Consider the following 16,197-nt stretch of genomic DNA (forward strand, 5'->3'; position numbering starts at 1 on the left):
CCCATGCCGAGAACCGACCACCGCGCCCGCGGGAAGAACGCCGCGGGCGCCGCCAGGCAGCGCCGCGTGCCCCTGCGCCACCTGCTGCCCGTCGCCCTGCTCGCCGTACTCTCCGGCATGCTGGTCGTCCGGGGCTATGTGCACAGCTCGTTCGTGCCCGACCACCGGGTGCGGCCGCCCGCCGCCACCGACCGCGTACCCGGGCACGTCCTCGACGGTGGGCCCGTCGTCGACGCCCGCGACCCGTCGGGGCCCGCCAAGTCCCTTGACATCCCGGACCGCACCATCGTGCTGAGCTTCGACGACGGGCCCGACCCGGTGTGGACGCCGAAGATCCTCGACATCCTCAGGGCACACCGCGCACCGGCGACGTTCTTCGTCACCGGCACCAACACCGCCCGCCACCCCGCGCTGGTCAGGCGCATGGTCGCCGAGGGGAACGAGGTCGGCGTCCACACCTTCGACCACCCCGACCTCTCCTATGTCGACGCGGCCACCACCCGCAGGGAGATCTCCCAGACGCAGCTCGCGGTCGAGGGCGCCGCCGGCATCCGCACCGCCCTGTTCCGGCCGCCGTACTCCTCGTTCGCCGACGCCCTCGACAACGCGTCCTGGCCGGTCACCCGGTACGTCGGCAGCCTCGGCTACCTCGCCGTCTTCGACAGCGTAGACAGCGAGGACTGGCAGCGCCCCGGGGTCGGCCGGATCATCGCCAACGCCACCCCGACGTATCCGAAGGGCGCCGTCGTCCTGATGCACGACTTCGGCGGCGACCGCGCGCAGACCGTCGCCGCGCTGCCCCGCTACATCGAGGCGATGCGCGCCGAGGGGTACCGCTTCGAGACCGTCACGCAGGCGCTGGGCGCGCCGAGCGCCCACACCGCGGCGCACGGCAGGGACCTGGTCGAGGGCAGGGCGTTCGTCGCGGCCGTCACCGTCTCGGACGCCGTCACGGAGGGCCTGATCGGGTGTGTCGCCCTCGTCGGCGTGCTCGTCGTCGGACGGTTCGCGCTGATGCTCGGCCTCGCCTTCGTGCACGCCCGCAGGGGCCGCCGCAGGGAGCGCGAGGGGCCGCGGGGGACGGTGGCGACCGGGCCGGTGACGGTGCTCGTGCCCGCGTACAACGAGAGCAAGTGCATCGCGAACACGGTGCGTTCGCTGATGCGCAGCGACCACCCCGTCGAGGTGATCGTCATCGACGACGGCTCGACCGACGGCACAGCCGACATCGTCGAGGCGCTCGCCCTGCCCGGGGTGCGCGTGCTCAGGCAGCCCAACGCGGGCAAGGCGGCCGCTCTCGACAACGGGATCCTGCACGCCCGGCACGACATCGTCGTGATGATGGACGGCGACACGGTCTTCGAGGAGGCGACCGTGCGCGAGCTGGTGCGGCCGTTCGCCGACCCGCGCGTCGGCGCGGTCTCCGGCAACGCCAAGGTGGGCAACAGGGATTCGCTGATCGGCGCCTGGCAGCACATCGAGTACGTGATGGGCTTCAACCTCGACCGCCGCATGTACGACCTGCTGCGCTGCATGCCCACGATCCCCGGCGCCTGCGGGGCGTTCCGCAAGGAGGCGCTGCGCCGGGCGGGCGGCATGAGCGACGACACCCTCGCCGAGGACACCGACATCACCATGGCCGTCCACCGCGGCGGCTGGCAGGTCGTGTACGCGGAGAATGCGCGGGCCTGGACCGAGGCGCCGGAGAGCGTGCGGCAGCTGTGGTCGCAGCGCTACCGCTGGTGCTACGGCACCATGCAGGCGATGTGGAAGCACCGCAGGGCGGTGATCGAACGTGGCCCTTCCGGCCGCTTCGGCCGGGTCGGACTGCCGTTCGTCGCCGCGTTCATGGTGGTCGCGCCGCTGCTCGCGCCGCTCGTCGACCTGTTCCTCCTCTACGGCCTGGTCTTCGGCCCCACCGGCAAGACCGTCGCCGGCTGGCTCGCCCTGCTCGGCGTCCAACTGGTCTGCGCCGTCTACGCCTTCCGCCTCGACCGCGAGCCCATGCGGCACCTGGTCTCGCTGCCGCTCCAGCAACTCCTGTACCGGGCGCTGATGTACGCCGTCCTCGTCCAGTCCTGGATCACCGCCCTGACCGGCGGCCGGCTGCGTTGGCAGAAGCTGCGCCGCACCGGCGCCGTGGAGGCCGCGCCGCCGGCCGCGCGGCAGCGGCCCCGCACGGACGACAGGAGGCCCGTCGCATGAGCACACCGCACGCCATGAGCCCCGGGCCCGCGCGCCACCGCGCGGCCGGCGGGCCCGCGGCGCCCGCCACCCCGCAGGAGACGGCGCGCGCAGGCGGCCGCGACCGCTACCTCGACCTGCTGCGGGCCTTCGCGCTCGTCCGCGTCGTCGTCTTCCACATCTTCGGCTGGAGCTGGCTGACGATCCTCTTCCCCTCCATGGGCGTGATGTTCGCGCTCGCGGGCTCGCTGATGGCCCGCTCCCTCGGGCAGCGCGGCGGGGCGCGGGTCGTCAGGGGCAGGCTCAGGCGCCTGCTGCCGCCGATGTGGCTGTTCGGGCTCCTCGTCGTACCCCTGCTGTTCGCCACCGGCTGGCACCCGGTGCGGGACGGCGGCACCGGCGGCCTGCTCTCGCTGCTCGACTGGCTGGTCCCGCTGGGCGCGCCGCCCTACCCGGACCCCGCGGGCCACCCGTGGGCCTGGCTCGACGCCTCCTGGGCCGACCAGGCCGCGGGACCGCTCTGGTACATCCGCGCCTACCTGTGGTTCGTGCTCGCCTCGCCGCTGCTGCTCAGGCTGTTCAGGCGCGCCCCCTGGGCCGGTCTCGCGCTGCCGCTCGCCCTGTGCGCCCTGTGCACCACCGGGCTCGTGACGATCCCGGGCGAGAGCGGCGAGGCCGTCACGGACTTCGCCACGTACGGTGCCTGCTGGGTGCTCGGCTTCGCGCACCACGACGGCCTGCTGCGCCGGGTGCCGCGGTACGTGACGGTCTCCCTCGCCTCCTTCGCGATGGCCGCGGGGATCTGGTGGGCCTCGGGCCACCTCACCTCAGAGGGCTGGAACCTCGACGAGATCCCGCTCGCCCAGGCGCTGTGGTCCCTCGGGTTCGTCGCGGTCCTGCTGCTGTACTCGCCCTCCTGGCACGCCCTGCCCGGCCGGCTGGCGCGGCTCGACCCGTGGGTCACCCTGGCCAACAGCCGCGCCGTGACGGTCTACCTCTGGCACAACCTGCTGATCATGCTCGCCGGCCCGCTCATCGACCAGGTGTGGCGCGTGCCCGGCACGGACCGCCTCGGCGGCGCACTCGGCGCCGCGTACCCGGTGCTCACGCTGGTCCTGGTGTGGCCGATGCTCGCCGTGGCGATCGTGGTGTGCGGCTGGGCCGAGGACCTGGCGGCGCGGCGCCGCCCGCGGCTGTGGCCCGCCGGGGGCCGCGGGGCGCGCGGGACGCCCGCGGTGCCCGGCCCGCCCTGACCGCCCGGCCCACCCTGACCTCCCGGCGCCGCCCCGAACCTCCCGGCGCCGCGTGCCGCGGCCCTCGTCACAATGGGGCGGGGGCCCACGACGACAGCAGAGGCAGGGACGGCAGCATGGCCGAGCAGAGCGCGCCCCTCACGGGGTTCACCGTCGGCGTCACCGCCGCGCGGCGGGCCGACGACCAGGCCGCGCTGATCAGGCGGCGCGGCGCCGAGGTGGTCCTCGCGCCCGCCCTGCGCACGGTGCCGCTCGCCGACGACACCCGGCTGCGCGCCGCCACCCGCGACCTGGTCGCGCTCCCGCCCGACACGGTCGTCGCCACCACGGCGGTCGGCTTCCGCGGCTGGCTCGATGCGGCAGCGGGCTGGGGCGAGGGCGAAGCGCTGCTGGCGCGGTTCGCCGGGGCCCGGCTGTACGCGCGGGGGCCCAAGGTCACCGGCGCCCTGCGCGCCGCCGGCCTGCGCGAGGAGTGGGCGCCGGCCTCCGAGTCCCTGGCCGAGGTGCTGGAGCGCCTGCTCCGCGAGGGCGTCGCGGGCCGGCGCGTCGCCGTCCAGCTGCACGGCGAGCCGCTCGACGCCTTCCGTGAGGCCCTCGCCGACGCCGGTGCCGACGTCGTCGCCGTACCCGTCTACCGGTGGCTGCCGCCGCTCGACCCCGCGCCGCTCGACGGCCTGATCGACCGGATCGCCGCGCGCACCGTCGACGCCGTCACGTTCACCAGCGCGCCCGCCGCCGCCTCGCTGCTCGCCCGTGCGGGGGAGCGTGGGGCCGCCGACGGTGTGCTGGCCGCGTTCGCGGGGGACGTGCTCGCCGCGTGTGTGGGGCCGGTCACGGCGGCGCCGCTGCGGGAGCGCGGCATACCGGTGCGCGCGCCCGAGCGCTTCCGGCTCGGCCCGCTGGTCCAGCTGCTCTGCGACGAGCTGCCCGCGCGCTGACGGAGACCGCCCCCGCCGCCCGCCGTATGAAGATCGGGAAACATTTCCCCGGCCGGTTGAGCGCTTGCGGCCCCGCTTCCGTAGTGAAGGTCGTAAGCAGCCACATCAGGTCTCGACCGGGAGGTTCGGGTGCGCAAGGATGCCGCCGTGGCCGATGACCGTCCCAGGCGGGACCGGCGCCGTAGCGACGCACCGCGCGACAACCTCTCCGCTCCGGACGAGGAGCTCATGCGTGCTCTCTACCGGGAACACGCCGGTCCGCTGCTCGCCTACGTCCTGCGCCTCGTCGCGGGCGACAGGCAGCGCGCCGAGGACGTCGTGCAGGAGACACTCATCCGGGCCTGGAAGAACGCCGACCGGCTCGATCGGGCGACCGGATCGGTACGGCCCTGGCTGGTGACGGTCGCACGCCGTATCGTCATCGACGGCCACCGGAGCCGGCAGGCCCGGCCGCAGGAGGTCGATCCTTCGCCGCTCGACGTCATGCCCGCGGAGGACGAGATCGACAAGGCGCTCTGGCTGATGACGCTCTCGGACGCGCTCGAAGACCTGACGCCCGCGCACCGCGAGGTACTGATCGAGACGTACTTCAAGGGGCGGACGGTCAACGAGGCGGCCGAGACGCTCGGCATTCCCAGCGGAACCGTGCGCTCACGGGTGTTCTACGCGCTGCGTTCCATGAAACTCGCGCTGGAGGAGAGGGGGGTCTCGGCATGACGACGCACGACGGTTCCGGCGCGGACGGAGAGGGCTCGGTGCACGACGCGGTCGGCGCCTACGTCCTCGGTGTCCTCGACGACGCCGACGCCACCGCCTTCGAGGAGCACCTGGCGGGCTGCGAGCTCTGCGCTGCCAGGCTGGAGGAGTTCTCCGGCATGGAGCCCATGCTCGCCCTCCTCGCCGACGGCCCGGCCGCCCGGGAGGCGGCGCCCGGCGGGCCGGGTCCTGCCGTGGGCACGGGCCGGCTGCGCTCCGTACCCGCACCCGGGGAGGAGGCCGCCCCGCAGGGCGGCGGCACGGCGGCCGCGGGCGAGGACGGCGGCGCATCCGCCGTGTCCGTACGGCCGAGCCCGCAGCTGCTCGACCGGCTGGTCGACGAGGTCGGGGCGCGGCGCGCCAAGCGGCGCAGGCGCGGCCTGTACCTGGCGGCCGCCGCCGCGGTGCTGATCGTCGGCGGCCCCACGGCCGCGGTCGTCGCCACCTCGGGCGACTCCGCCCCGGCGAGCAGCCAGGCAGCCGACGGCCGCACCGACGGCGCGTACTTCACGTCGATGACGACGAAGTACAGCGCGACCGACCCCACCACCAAGGTCAGCGCCACCGTGGCGCTCCAGTCCAAGGCGTGGGGCACGAACGCGGTGGTGGAGCTGAAGAACGTCAAGGGCCCGCTGAAGTGCCGCCTGGTCGCCGTCTCCACGTCGGGCGACCGGCAGGTCGTCTCGTCCTGGACGGTGCCCCCGTGGGGCTACGGCGTGCCCGGCAGCCCCCACGAGGTCGCCCGCAAGCCGCTGTACGTGCACGGCGGTGCGGCCGTTCAGCCCAAGGACATCGACCACTTCGACGTGACCACCTTCGACGGCAAGCGGCTCGTGCGGGTTCCGGCCTGACACCGGGTGCCCCCTTCGCGTACGGTTGACGGTTTCCGTAGCACGTCAAGAAGGGGGCCAGGGTGGCCGCGCAGGAAGCCGCTGTCCATTCCGCCCACGCCGCGGCGGGATCAGGGACCGGACCCGGGGCGCCCGCCCCTGGCCCGGCGGACGACTCCGCACGCGCCGGCGAGATCGCGGTCGAGCAGCGGCACCTCGACCGCGTCTACCGCCGCCTGGAGGAGAAGATCCACGAGGCGGAGTTCCTGATGGCCGACGCGGCCAAGCGCGGCCAGGTCGGCACGCCGGGCGCGCTCGCCGAGCGGGACGCGCAGGTCTTCAGGGCCGGTGTGCACCTGTCCCGGCTCAACAACGAGTTCGAGGACTTCCTCTTCGGCCGGATCGACCTCCTCGCGGGCAAGGACGGCAAGAAGGGCCCCGACGGCGCGTACACCTCGGTCGAGCCCGCCGACGACGCCGTACGGCCCGACGGCACCGTGGCCGTCGCGGAGACCCTGCACATCGGCAGGATCGGCGTGCTCGACTCCGACTACGCGCCGCTCGTCATCGACTGGCGCGCGCCCGCCGCAGCGCCCTTCTACCGCTCCACGCCCGTCGACCCGGGACGCGTCGTGCGCCGCCGCGTCATCCGCTCCAAGGGCCGCAGGGTCCTCGGCGTCGAGGACGACCTGATGCGGCCCGAGCTCACCGCCGAGCTGGACGGCGCGCCGCTGCCCGTCGTCGGCGACGGCGCGCTGATGGCCGCGCTCGGTCAGGCGCGCGGCCACACCATGCGCGACATCGTCTCGTCGATCCAGGCCGAGCAGGACCTGGTGATCAGGGCGCCTGCCGCGTCCGTCACCGAGGTCTCGGGCGGTCCGGGCACCGGCAAGACGGCGGTCGCGCTGCACCGCGCCGCCTACCTGCTCTACCAGGACAGGCGGCGGTACGCGGGCGGCATTCTCGTCGTCTCGCCCACGCCGCTGCTCGTCGCCTACACGGAGGGCGTGCTGCCCTCCCTCGGCGAGGAGGGCCAGGTCGCGATCCGCGCGCTCGGCTCCCTCGTCGAGGGCGCGGAGGCCACCGCGTACGACGAACCGGCGGTGGCCAGGATCAAGGGCTCAGCGCGGATGGCGCGGGTGCTGCGCAGGGCCGCGCGGGGCGCGCTCGAACCCGGCGGCGCGGGTGGCAGGGGCGCGGCGCCGGGCCAGGCGACCCTTGAAGAAGCCGCAGAAGTCACTGAAGAGGCAGCGCAGGACGCGCCGGGGAGCGCCGCGCCCGTGCGCACCGACCTGCTGCGCGTCGTCGCGCTCGGCCGCCGCATCGAGCTGGACGCCGCCGAGCTGCGGCGCGTGCGGCAGGCGGCGCTCGGCGGCACGGCGCCCGTCAACCTGCTGCGCCCGCGCGCCCGCAAGCTGCTCCTCGACGCGCTGTGGGAGCGCTCGGGGGCCGCGGCGCGCGCCGACGAGCACCTCTCGCGCGGCGACGCGGAACTCGCGGCCGAGCTGCGCGCCGGCTTCGACGAGGACGTCTCGTCCGAGGACGCCTTCCTCGCCTTTCTCGACGCCTGGTGGCCCGAGCTGACCCCGCGCCGCGTGCTGGCGGCGATGGCTAACGAGCGCGCCCTCGGCCGCTGGGCGCGCCGGGTGCTCACGCCGGGGGAGGCGCGCAGGCTCGCCCGCTCGCTGCGGCGGGCGGGCGCGGAAGGCACCGGCCCGCTCTCCGTGCACGATGTGGCCCTGCTGGACGAGCTGGAGGCCGTGCTCGGCACGCCGCCGCGCCCCCGCAGGCCGCGCAGGGAGCTGGACCCGCTGGACGCGCTCACCGGCCTCGACGAGCTGATGCCGCAGCGCGAGGAGACCCAGCGCGAGCGCGCCGAGCGGCTGGCCGCCGAGCGCACCGAGTACGCGCACGTCATCGTGGACGAGGCGCAGGACCTCACGCCGATGCAGTGGCGGATGGTCGGTCGCAGGGGCAGGACCGCCACCTGGACCGTCGTCGGTGATCCCGCGCAGTCGTCCTGGCCCGACGAGGAGGAGGCGGCGGAGGCGCGCGACGAGGCGCTGGGGCGCAGGCAGCGCCGCCGCTTCACGCTGAGCGTGAACTACCGCAACCCCGCCGAGATCGCCGAACTCGCCGCGAAGGTGCTCGCCCTCGCGATGCCGGGCGCCGCCTCGCCCCGCGCGGTGCGCTCCACCGGCCTGCGGCCCCGCTTCACCGTCGCGGCCCCCGGCGAGGCGGCCCTCGCGCGGGCCGTGCGGGAGGAGACGCGGCGGCTCCTGGAGAGCGTGGACGGCACGGTCGGCGTCGTCGTCGCGATGGACCGCCGCGCGCAGGCCGCCGAGTGGGTCGCGGGCCTCGGCGAGCGCGTCGTCGCGCTCGGCAGCCTGGAGGCCAAGGGCCTGGAGTACGACGCGACGGTCCTGGTCTCGCCCGCCGAGATCGCGGACGGGGCGGCCGCCTCCGTGGGCCTGCGGACGCTGTACGTGGCGCTCACGCGCGCCACTCAGCAGCTCACGGTGGTCGCCACGGCGAAGGACAAGCCGGACGGCCGCGGAGTCCCCGACCTGCTGCGCGACTGACGCTTCCCGCCACCCCTCCCCCGGCGGTACACGCCGGAGGGAGGGGGCCTGAGCCGGGCCGCGACGGAAAGTCCAACGGGCTTGGCGTCGGGGAAGACTGAGCGGGGGTCGTTTGTTAGCCTGTATACGGCACCGGCCCGATCCAAGCCCCCGGGCCCAACCTCAGTCGCTTCGAGCGACCACTTGCCGCGAGGCGAGCATGGCGGGTCGGTGCCGCTCAGACGTCAGCAGGTCTTCACCGCGGGTTGGTGGGGGCCTGCTTTTCTCGTATCCGCCGCTGTTACGCTCCGGATGATGGAATTGCCCTTCCGGAAGAGGCGGGTTTAGCCGTTACCGAGTGGTAGGTGCGACCATCTGGAAGGTTCCGCCAGGTAACCCGAACGGTGGAACGGCACAGCGGCTCAGTGAAAGCAGAGGAACCCGGCAATGGCAACGGCGCCCAGCGTCTCGTACTCGATGACGGTCCGTCTTGAAGTGCCGGCGAGCGGCACCGCGGTCTCGCAGCTCACCACGGCGGTGGAGGCGTCCGGCGGTTCGGTCACCGGCCTCGACGTGACCGCGTCGGGCCACGAGAAGCTGCGGATCGACGTGACGATCGCCGCGAGCTCCACGGCGCACGCGGACCAGATCGTCGGCAAGCTGCGCGGCATCGAGGGCGTCGCCATCGGCAAGGTCTCCGACCGTACGTTCCTGATGCACCTCGGCGGCAAGATCGAGATGCAGTCCAAGCACCCCATCCGCAACCGCGACGACCTCTCCATGGTCTACACGCCGGGCGTGGCGCGGGTCTCCATGGCGATCGCCCAGAACCCCGACGACGCCCGCCGCCTCACCATCAAGCGCAACACGGTCGCCGTCGTCACCGACGGCTCCGCGGTGCTCGGCCTCGGCAACATCGGCCCCAAGGCCGCGCTGCCCGTGATGGAGGGCAAGGCGGCCCTGTTCAAGCGGTTCGCGGGCATCGACGCGTGGCCGCTGTGCCTGGACACCCAGGACACCGACGCCATCGTCGAGGTCGTCAAGGCCATCGCCCCCGGCTTCGCCGGCATCAACCTGGAGGACATCTCCGCGCCCCGCTGCTTCGAGATCGAGGCGCGGCTGCGCGAGGCCCTCGACATCCCGGTCTTCCACGACGACCAGCACGGCACCGCGATCGTCGTGGTCGCCGCGCTGACCAACGCGCTGCGCGTCGTCAACAAGGACATCGAGGACGTCCGGGTGGTCATGTCGGGGGCGGGCGCGGCGGGCACCGCCATCCTGAAGCTGCTGCTCGCCGCGGGCGTCAAGCACGCCGTGGTCGCCGACATCCACGGCGTGGTGCACGCGGGCCGCGAGGACCTGGTGGACGCGGCGCCCGGCTCGGCGCTGCGCTGGATCGCCGACAACACCAACCCCGAGGGCGTCACGGGCACGCTCAAGCAGGCCGTGGCGGGCGCCGACGTCTTCATCGGCGTCTCCGCCCCGAACGTGCTCGACGGCTCCGACGTGGCCGCCATGGCGGAGGGCGCGATCGTCTTCGCCCTCGCCAACCCCGACCCCGAGGTCGACCCGGCGATCGCCCGCGAGACGGCCGCCGTGGTGGCCACGGGCCGCTCGGACTTCCCGAACCAGATCAACAACGTGCTGGTCTTCCCGGGTGTCTTCCGCGGCCTGCTCGACGCCCAGTCGCGCACCGTCAACACGGAGATGATGCTCGCCGCGGCCGAGGCGCTCGCCGACGTGGTGACCGAGGGCGAGCTGAACGCGAACTACATCGTGCCCTCGGTCTTCAACGACAAGGTCGCGGGCGCCGTCGCCGACGCCGTGCGCGAGGCGGCCAAGGCGGCCGGCGTGACCGTGGACACGTCAGCCGAGGACGCGCCCGCCGCCCCCGGCACCCCGGCCTGAGACACGGGCCCCGGCCTTGTGCGGGTACGACACGCCCGGCGCGTCGCGCGACGGGCGGGCCGAGTGGCCCGTCTAGGGTGGCGGACCATGACACCCCCCGCCGCCGCGCAGCGGCTTTCCGTGTGACGGCGGGGTCATCGGATTGGCTTTCCCGCCGCTGGTGGGGGCAGGATGCAGTCTCAGGGACTTCGTCCTGGGGAGACCTGATCCCGAGGACAACGTTTCGGGGACACCCCCACGGGGCGCGAGGGTTCTCGAATGAAGGCCCGGGGCCCGGCGAGTGTCCGAGGGCCCTGGGAGCATCGGCTTCGATCTCACGCCTCACAGGCAAGAAGAACACGGGAGTAAGAACATGAACCGCAGTGAGCTGGTGGCCGCCCTGGCCGACCGCGCCGAGGTGACCCGCAAGGACGCCGACGCCGTTCTGGCCGCTTTCGCCGAGACCGTCGGCGAGATCGTCGCGAAGGGCGACGAGAAGGTCACCATCCCCGGCTTTCTGACCTTCGAGCGCACCCACAGGGCCGCTCGCACCGCGCGCAACCCGCAGACCGGCGACCCGATCCAGATCCCGGCCGGCTACAGCGTGAAGGTCTCCGCGGGCTCCAAGCTCAAGGAAGCCGCCAAGGGCAAGTAGTCCCCGGGACGGATCCCGGCCCGGCGGCACCGCCGGGCGGGCCGGCCCCGGTCCGCACAGTCAGTCGCCAAGGGCGGCCCTCCGGAAAACGGAGGGCCGCCCTTGCCGCTGCCCGGGGCCCCGCGGGGTCCCGGGCGCCTGCCGTCAGCCGAGGGGGCCGCCCGGCAGTTCCGCCTTCGCGCCCAGCTCGGCGAGCTTGTCCAGGAAGTTCTCGTAGCCCCTGTTGATCAGGTCGATGCCGTGCACGCGCGAGGTGCCCTGCGCCGCCAGGGCCGCGATGAGGTAGGAGAAGCCGCCGCGCAGATCGGGGATGACCAGGTCGGCGCCCTGGAGCTTCGTCGGTCCTGACACCACGGCCGAGTGCAGGAAGTTGCGCTGGCCGAAGCGGCAGTGCGAGCCGCCGAGGCACTCGCGGTAGAGCTGGATGTGCGCGCCCATCTGGTTCAGCGCCGACGTGAAGCCCAGCCGCGACTCGTACACCGTCTCGTGCACGATCGACAGGCCGGACGCCTGCGTCAGCGCCACCACGAGCGGCTGCTGCCAGTCCGTCTGGAAGCCGGGGTGCACGTCCGTCTCCAGCGCGATCGACTTCAGCGAGCCGCCGGGGTGCCAGAACCTGATGCCCCGGTCGTCGATCTCGAAGGCGCCGCCGACCTTCCGGTACGTGTTGAGGAAGGTCATCATCGAGCGCTGCTGCGCGCCGCGCACATAGATGTCGCCCTCGGTCGCCAGCGCCGCCGACGCCCAGGACGCCGCTTCGAGGCGGTCAGGGAGCGCCTGGTGGTTGTAGCCGCCGAGGCTGTCGACGCCGGTGATCCTGATCGTCCTGTCGGTGTCCATCGCGATGATGGCGCCCATCTTCTGCAGGACGCAGATCAGGTCCTCGATCTCGGGCTCGACCGCCGCGTTCGACAGCTCGGTGACGCCCTCGGCGAGGACGGCGGTGAGCAGCACCTGCTCGGTCGCGCCGACCGACGGGTACGGCAGTGTGATCTTCGTGCCGCGCAGTCGCTGCGGGGCCTCCAGGTACTGGCCGTCGGCGCGCTTGTCGATCGTCGCGCCGAACTGCCGCAGCACGTCGAAGTGGAAGTCGATCGGGCGGCCGCCGATGTCGCAGCCGCCGAGCCCGGGGATGAACGCGTGGCCGAGGCGGTGCAGCAGCGGCCCGCAGAACAGGATCGGGATGCGGGAGGACCCCGCGTGCGCGTCGATGTCGGCCACATTGGCGCTCTCCACCCTGGTCGGGTCGAGCACCAGCTCGCCCGGCTCCTCGCCGGGGCGCACGGTCACCCCGTGCAGCTGGAGGAGGCCGCGCACGACCCGCACGTCGCGGATGTCCGGCACGTTGCGCAGCCTGCTCGGGGTCGAGCCGAGCAGGGCGGCGACCATCGCCTTGGGGACCAGGTTCTTCGCACCGCGGACGCGGATCTCGCCCTGGAGCGGGGTGCCGCCGTGGACAAGCAGGACATCGTCTGTGCCGGTCATGAATCTCGCGTTCCGGAGTGGGCGGTCGGGGGGACGTGGGCCGAACGTGCGGCCCGGGTAAGCCTAAGGCGCGCCGGACCCCCTCCCGTAGGTCCGTGCAGGAGGGGAGGACGTAATGAATTCGGCACAACACCCTGTGTACGCCCGCGTGTACGCAAGGTCGCCGCGCCCCCGGCGCTCCGCGGGCGCCGCGGCGCGCCCTGAGCTGCGCGCACGCGCGCCGCGTACGAACGGCACCCCGCGGGCCCGACATGCGGGATCATGTGTCGCATGACCGAGGTGTCCTCGCTCACAGGCCGGCTGCTCGTCGCGACACCGGCCCTGGCTGATCCGAACTTCGACCGCGCGGTCGTCCTGCTGCTCGACCACGACGACGAGGGCTCGCTCGGCGTGGTGCTCAACCGCCCCACGCCGGTCGGCGTCGCCGACATCCTGGAGGGGTGGGCCGAGCACGCGGGCGAGCCGGGCGTGGTCTTCCAGGGCGGTCCCGTCTCGCTCGACTCCGCGCTCGCGCTCGCCGTCATCCCGGGCGACGGCGACGAGGGCCCTCTCGGCTGGCGCCGGGTGCACGGCGCGATCGGCCTCGTCGACCTGGAGACCCCGCCCGAGCTGCTGGCCACGGCGCTCGGCTCGCTGCGGATCTTCGCCGGGTACGCGGGCTGGGCCCCCGGGCAGCTGGAGCGCGAACTGGACAGCGGCGCCTGGTACGTCGTCGAGTCGGAGCCAGGCGACGTGTCCGTGCCGCGCCCCGAGGGCCTGTGGCGCGCCGTGCTGCGGCGCCAGCGCGGGAAGCTCGCCATGATCGCCACGTATCCGGACGACCCGTCGCTCAACTGACGGCGGGGGCCGGGGAGTGCGCCCGCGGCCCGGCGCCCCCGCGCTGCCGGGGGTGAGCGGCCGGACGCGGAGGGCTCCGACCCGCCCTCGGGGAAAAGCCCGGTCCGTGAGTACTCTTGGCTGTTATGAGCACTCTTGAGCCCGAGCGCGGGGCAGGTACGGGCACCCTCGTGGAGCCGACGCCGCAGGTGTCGCGAGGCGACGGCGACCACGAGCGCTTCGCCCACTACGTCCAGAAGGACAAGATCATGGCGAGTGCCCTCGACGGCACTCCCGTGGTGGCACTCTGCGGCAAGGTCTGGGTACCGGGGCGCGACCCCAAGAAGTACCCGGTGTGCCCGATGTGCAAGGAGATCTACGACTCCATGGGCGCGGGCGGCGACGGGGACAAGGACGGCAAGGGCGGCAAGGGCGGCGGCAAGAAGTAGCCGCCCGGCCGCAGCCGGCGGGCGCACCGGGTGCGCCCGGCCGCTGCCGTGCTGGTCCCTTGGCGCGCGAAGGAACGTTTGTGCGGTCCCGGCGCCCGCCCCGGCTGCGGGCCTCTTGCCCTAGCGGCCGCCGTGTGCTGATCTTCCGTATTGGTATAGACCTCATTTCGGTACGGACCCGATCACCTCGGCGGAGGACGAATGGCGACCCACCCTGCGACACCGGACCCGGCTGCCGCCCGCGCGGCCCTGATCCCGGCCCCCGCCCTGATCACGGGCGCTGCGGGCGGCGGCCCCGCCGGATTCGCGCTGCCGCCCGTGCTGCGCCTCGAAGCGGGCCGGGGCACCGAGCGCACCGCCCGCTGGCTGCGCACCGCTCTGGCCCCCGCGACGGGGCTGACGCTGACGGACGCCGCCGCCACGGACACTGCCCCTGCCTCTGTTGTCGCTACCGACGCCGCCTCCGCCGATGCTGTCTCTGCCGACGCCGCCTCCGCCGACGCGGCGGACGGCGGCCACCGCCGCGTCGTCCTGCGCGTCGACGCCGCGCTCGGCGAGGCGGAGGGCCCCGAGGCGTACGTCCTGACGACGGCGCCGCCCGGCGACGGTGCCCCCGCGGTCGCGATCACCGGCGGCGGACCCGAGGGCGTCTTCTGGGGCGCGCAGACCCTGCGCCAGCTCCTCGGCGCCGACGCCTTCCGCCGCGCGCCGCTCACCGCCGACCGGGTCTGGCGGCTGCCCGCGGTCACCGTGCGGGACCGGCCGCGCTTCGGCTGGCGCGGCCTGATGCTCGACGTGGCCCGGCACTTCACGCCCAAGGAGGGCGTCCTGCGCCAGCTCGACCTGGTCGCGGCGCACAAGCTCAACGTCCTGCACCTGCACCTCACCGACGACCAGGGCTGGCGCATCGAGATCAAGCGCCACCCGCGGCTGACCGAGGTCGGCGCCTGGCGCCCCCGCACCAAATGGGGCCACCGCGCCTCCGAGCTGTGGAGCGAGACCCCGCACGGCGGCTTCTACACCCAGGACGACATCCGCGAGATCGTCGCGTACGCGGCGGAGCGGCACATCACCGTCGTGCCCGAGATCGACATCCCCGGCCACTCGCAGGCCGCGATCGCCGCCTACCCCGAGCTCGGCAACGCCGACGTCGTCGACACCACGGCGATCGGCGTCTGGGACACCTGGGGGATCAACCCGAACATCCTCGCGCCGACCGACGCCGTACTCCGCTTCTACGAGGGCGTGTTCGAGGAGGTGCTCGCGCTGTTCCCGTCGAGGTTCATCCACGTCGGGGGCGACGAGGCGCCCAAGGAGCAGTGGAAGGACTCCGCCGCGGCGCAGGCCAGGATCGAGGAGAACGGCCTCGCCAACGAGGACGAGCTCCAGTCCTGGTTCATCCGGCACTTCGACACCTGGCTCACCGCGCGCGGCCGGCGCCTCATCGGCTGGGACGAGATCCTCGAAGGCGGCCTCGCGCCCGGCGCCGCCGTCTCCTCCTGGCGCGGCTACGCGGGCGGCGTCGCGGCCGCCCGTGCGGGCCACGACGTGGTCATGTGCCCCGAGCAGCACGTCTACCTGGACCACCGGCAGGCCCCGGGCGACGACGAGCCGATCCCCATCGGGTTCGTCCGCACGCTGGAGGACGTCTACCGCTTCGAGCCGGTGCCCGCCGAGCTCGACGGCGACGAGGCCCGGCGGATCCTCGGCGCCCAGGCCAACGTGTGGACCGAGGCCATGCAGGACCCCGGCCGCGTCGACTACCAGACGCACCCGCGCCTCGCCGCGTTCGCCGAGGCCGTGTGGAGCAGCCTCGGCGCGCCCGCGGAACGGGACTTCGGCGGCTTCGAGGCGCGCATGGCAGAGCACTACCGCCGACTCGACGCCCTCGGCGTCGGCTACCGGCCGCCGTCGGGCCCGCTGCCCTGGCAGCGCCGCCCCGGCGTGCTGGGGCGGCCGCGCGAGGGCACGCCGCCCGCGGTCTGAGGCGCCGCGCCCCTCGCCGGCCCGGCGAGGGGCGCGGCGCCTCTCGCCCGGCCGGCCGGGGGGATCCGCTCCGCCGCCCGGCCGGTGAGGGATCCGCGGGCAACCCTGGGCGGTCCTGTGGCGGTTCGGTGCGGATCCGGTGGAGGGAGCGCCGGGCGCCGCCGCCCGCCGCGCCGCCCGGGCCCCCGCGGCCGCGCGGCGGCACCGGCCGCGCCCGCCCCGGCCGCCGTACGGGCACCCGCCGCCGGGCCGCGCGCACGGAACACCCGCAGGACAGGGCTGTTCGCAAACCGCCCGTACGGTTTTCGAACGGAGTGAACGGGGCGACCCGCCCGCATGGCCCCAACACCCGGGCGAACGCGGACTTTCCGCCCGTCAGGGTGCGGATACGTCCTTC

11 protein-coding genes and 1 pseudogene are annotated in these 16,197 nt (G+C 74.1%); 11 read left to right on the plus strand and 1 reads right to left on the minus strand.

Annotated features, from left to right (window positions below):
- The first annotated feature begins 3 nt into the window (after positions 1 to 3).
- The 8 genes and pseudogenes from AB0910_RS21740 to AB0910_RS21775 all read left to right on the plus strand — a co-directional run bounded on the left by AB0910_RS21740 (position 4) and on the right by AB0910_RS21775 (position 11,064).
- A complete protein-coding gene (locus tag AB0910_RS21740) occupies positions 4 to 2,205 on the plus strand; it encodes a bifunctional polysaccharide deacetylase/glycosyltransferase family 2 protein (RefSeq protein WP_366746257.1) in 2,202 nt (733 codons plus the stop codon).
- A complete protein-coding gene (locus tag AB0910_RS21745) occupies positions 2,202 to 3,437 on the plus strand; it encodes an acyltransferase (RefSeq protein ID WP_366746258.1) in 1,236 nt (411 codons plus the stop codon). Before AB0910_RS21740 ends, AB0910_RS21745 begins: the two co-directional genes overlap by 4 nt.
- A gap of 116 nt (positions 3,438 to 3,553) precedes the next feature.
- A pseudogene (locus tag AB0910_RS21750) lies at positions 3,554 to 4,372 on the plus strand (uroporphyrinogen-III synthase); the annotation flags it as partial.
- Between the two features lie 132 nt (positions 4,373 to 4,504).
- Positions 4,505 to 5,092 (plus strand): sigma-70 family RNA polymerase sigma factor, encoded by a 588-nt coding sequence (locus tag AB0910_RS21755; protein WP_366746259.1) that lies wholly within the window; start codon positions 4,505 to 4,507, stop codon positions 5,090 to 5,092.
- A complete protein-coding gene (locus tag AB0910_RS21760) occupies positions 5,089 to 5,982 on the plus strand; it encodes a zf-HC2 domain-containing protein (RefSeq protein WP_366746260.1) in 894 nt (297 codons plus the stop codon). The genes AB0910_RS21755 and AB0910_RS21760 overlap by 4 nt, the downstream gene beginning before the upstream one ends.
- Before the next feature lie 173 nt (positions 5,983 to 6,155).
- On the plus strand, positions 6,156 to 8,543 hold the full coding sequence (locus AB0910_RS21765; RefSeq protein ID WP_366746302.1) for a UvrD-helicase domain-containing protein: 2,388 nt from the start codon (positions 6,156 to 6,158) through the stop codon (positions 8,541 to 8,543).
- 426 nt (positions 8,544 to 8,969) lie between these two features.
- Positions 8,970 to 10,430, plus strand: a complete 1,461-nt coding sequence (locus AB0910_RS21770; RefSeq protein ID WP_366746261.1) for an NAD-dependent malic enzyme — start codon at positions 8,970 to 8,972, stop codon at positions 10,428 to 10,430.
- A gap of 352 nt (positions 10,431 to 10,782) precedes the next feature.
- Positions 10,783 to 11,064, plus strand: a complete 282-nt coding sequence (locus AB0910_RS21775; protein WP_007382399.1) for an HU family DNA-binding protein — start codon at positions 10,783 to 10,785, stop codon at positions 11,062 to 11,064.
- Between the two features lie 144 nt (positions 11,065 to 11,208).
- On the opposite strand, the gene murA is transcribed toward AB0910_RS21775, so the two are convergent.
- On the minus strand, positions 11,209 to 12,549 hold the full coding sequence (murA, locus tag AB0910_RS21780) for a UDP-N-acetylglucosamine 1-carboxyvinyltransferase (protein ID WP_366746262.1): 1,341 nt from the start codon (positions 12,547 to 12,549) through the stop codon (positions 11,209 to 11,211).
- A 270-nt stretch (positions 12,550 to 12,819) separates the two neighbouring features.
- Between murA and AB0910_RS21785 the strand changes: the two genes are divergently transcribed.
- From AB0910_RS21785 to AB0910_RS21795, 3 genes are all read left to right on the plus strand, one after another.
- A complete protein-coding gene (locus AB0910_RS21785; protein WP_366746263.1) occupies positions 12,820 to 13,386 on the plus strand; it encodes a YqgE/AlgH family protein in 567 nt (188 codons plus the stop codon).
- A 125-nt stretch (positions 13,387 to 13,511) separates the two neighbouring features.
- Complete coding sequence (locus AB0910_RS21790) at positions 13,512 to 13,814, plus strand: DUF3039 domain-containing protein (RefSeq protein WP_366746264.1); 303 nt, start codon at positions 13,512 to 13,514, stop codon at positions 13,812 to 13,814.
- 201 nt (positions 13,815 to 14,015) lie between these two features.
- Positions 14,016 to 15,800 (plus strand): beta-N-acetylhexosaminidase, encoded by a 1,785-nt coding sequence (locus AB0910_RS21795; protein ID WP_366746265.1) that lies wholly within the window; start codon positions 14,016 to 14,018, stop codon positions 15,798 to 15,800.
- Positions 15,801 to 16,197: the final 397 nt, after the last annotated feature.

The sequence above is a fragment of the Streptomyces sp. NPDC047002 genome (genome assembly GCF_040704505.1).
Lineage (GTDB): Bacteria > Actinomycetota > Actinomycetes > Streptomycetales > Streptomycetaceae > Streptomyces.

Bases quoted from the DNA above. Each gene is read 5' to 3' on its own strand.
- AB0910_RS21740 (WP_366746257.1), top strand. From the start codon at position 4: ATGCCGAGAACCGACCACCGCGCCCGCGGGAAGAACGCCGCGGGCGCC.
- AB0910_RS21745 (WP_366746258.1), top strand. From the start codon at position 2,202: ATGAGCACACCGCACGCCATGAGCCCCGGGCCCGCGCGCCACCGCGCG.
- AB0910_RS21760 (WP_366746260.1), top strand. From the start codon at position 5,089: ATGACGACGCACGACGGTTCCGGCGCGGACGGAGAGGGCTCGGTGCAC.
- AB0910_RS21770 (WP_366746261.1), top strand. From the start codon at position 8,970: ATGGCAACGGCGCCCAGCGTCTCGTACTCGATGACGGTCCGTCTTGAA.
- AB0910_RS21775 (WP_007382399.1), top strand. From the start codon at position 10,783: ATGAACCGCAGTGAGCTGGTGGCCGCCCTGGCCGACCGCGCCGAGGTG.
- murA (WP_366746262.1), bottom strand. From the start codon at position 12,549: ATGACCGGCACAGACGATGTCCTGCTTGTCCACGGCGGCACCCCGCTC.
- AB0910_RS21785 (WP_366746263.1), top strand. From the start codon at position 12,820: ATGACCGAGGTGTCCTCGCTCACAGGCCGGCTGCTCGTCGCGACACCG.
- AB0910_RS21790 (WP_366746264.1), top strand. From the start codon at position 13,512: ATGAGCACTCTTGAGCCCGAGCGCGGGGCAGGTACGGGCACCCTCGTG.
- AB0910_RS21795 (WP_366746265.1), top strand. From the start codon at position 14,016: ATGGCGACCCACCCTGCGACACCGGACCCGGCTGCCGCCCGCGCGGCC.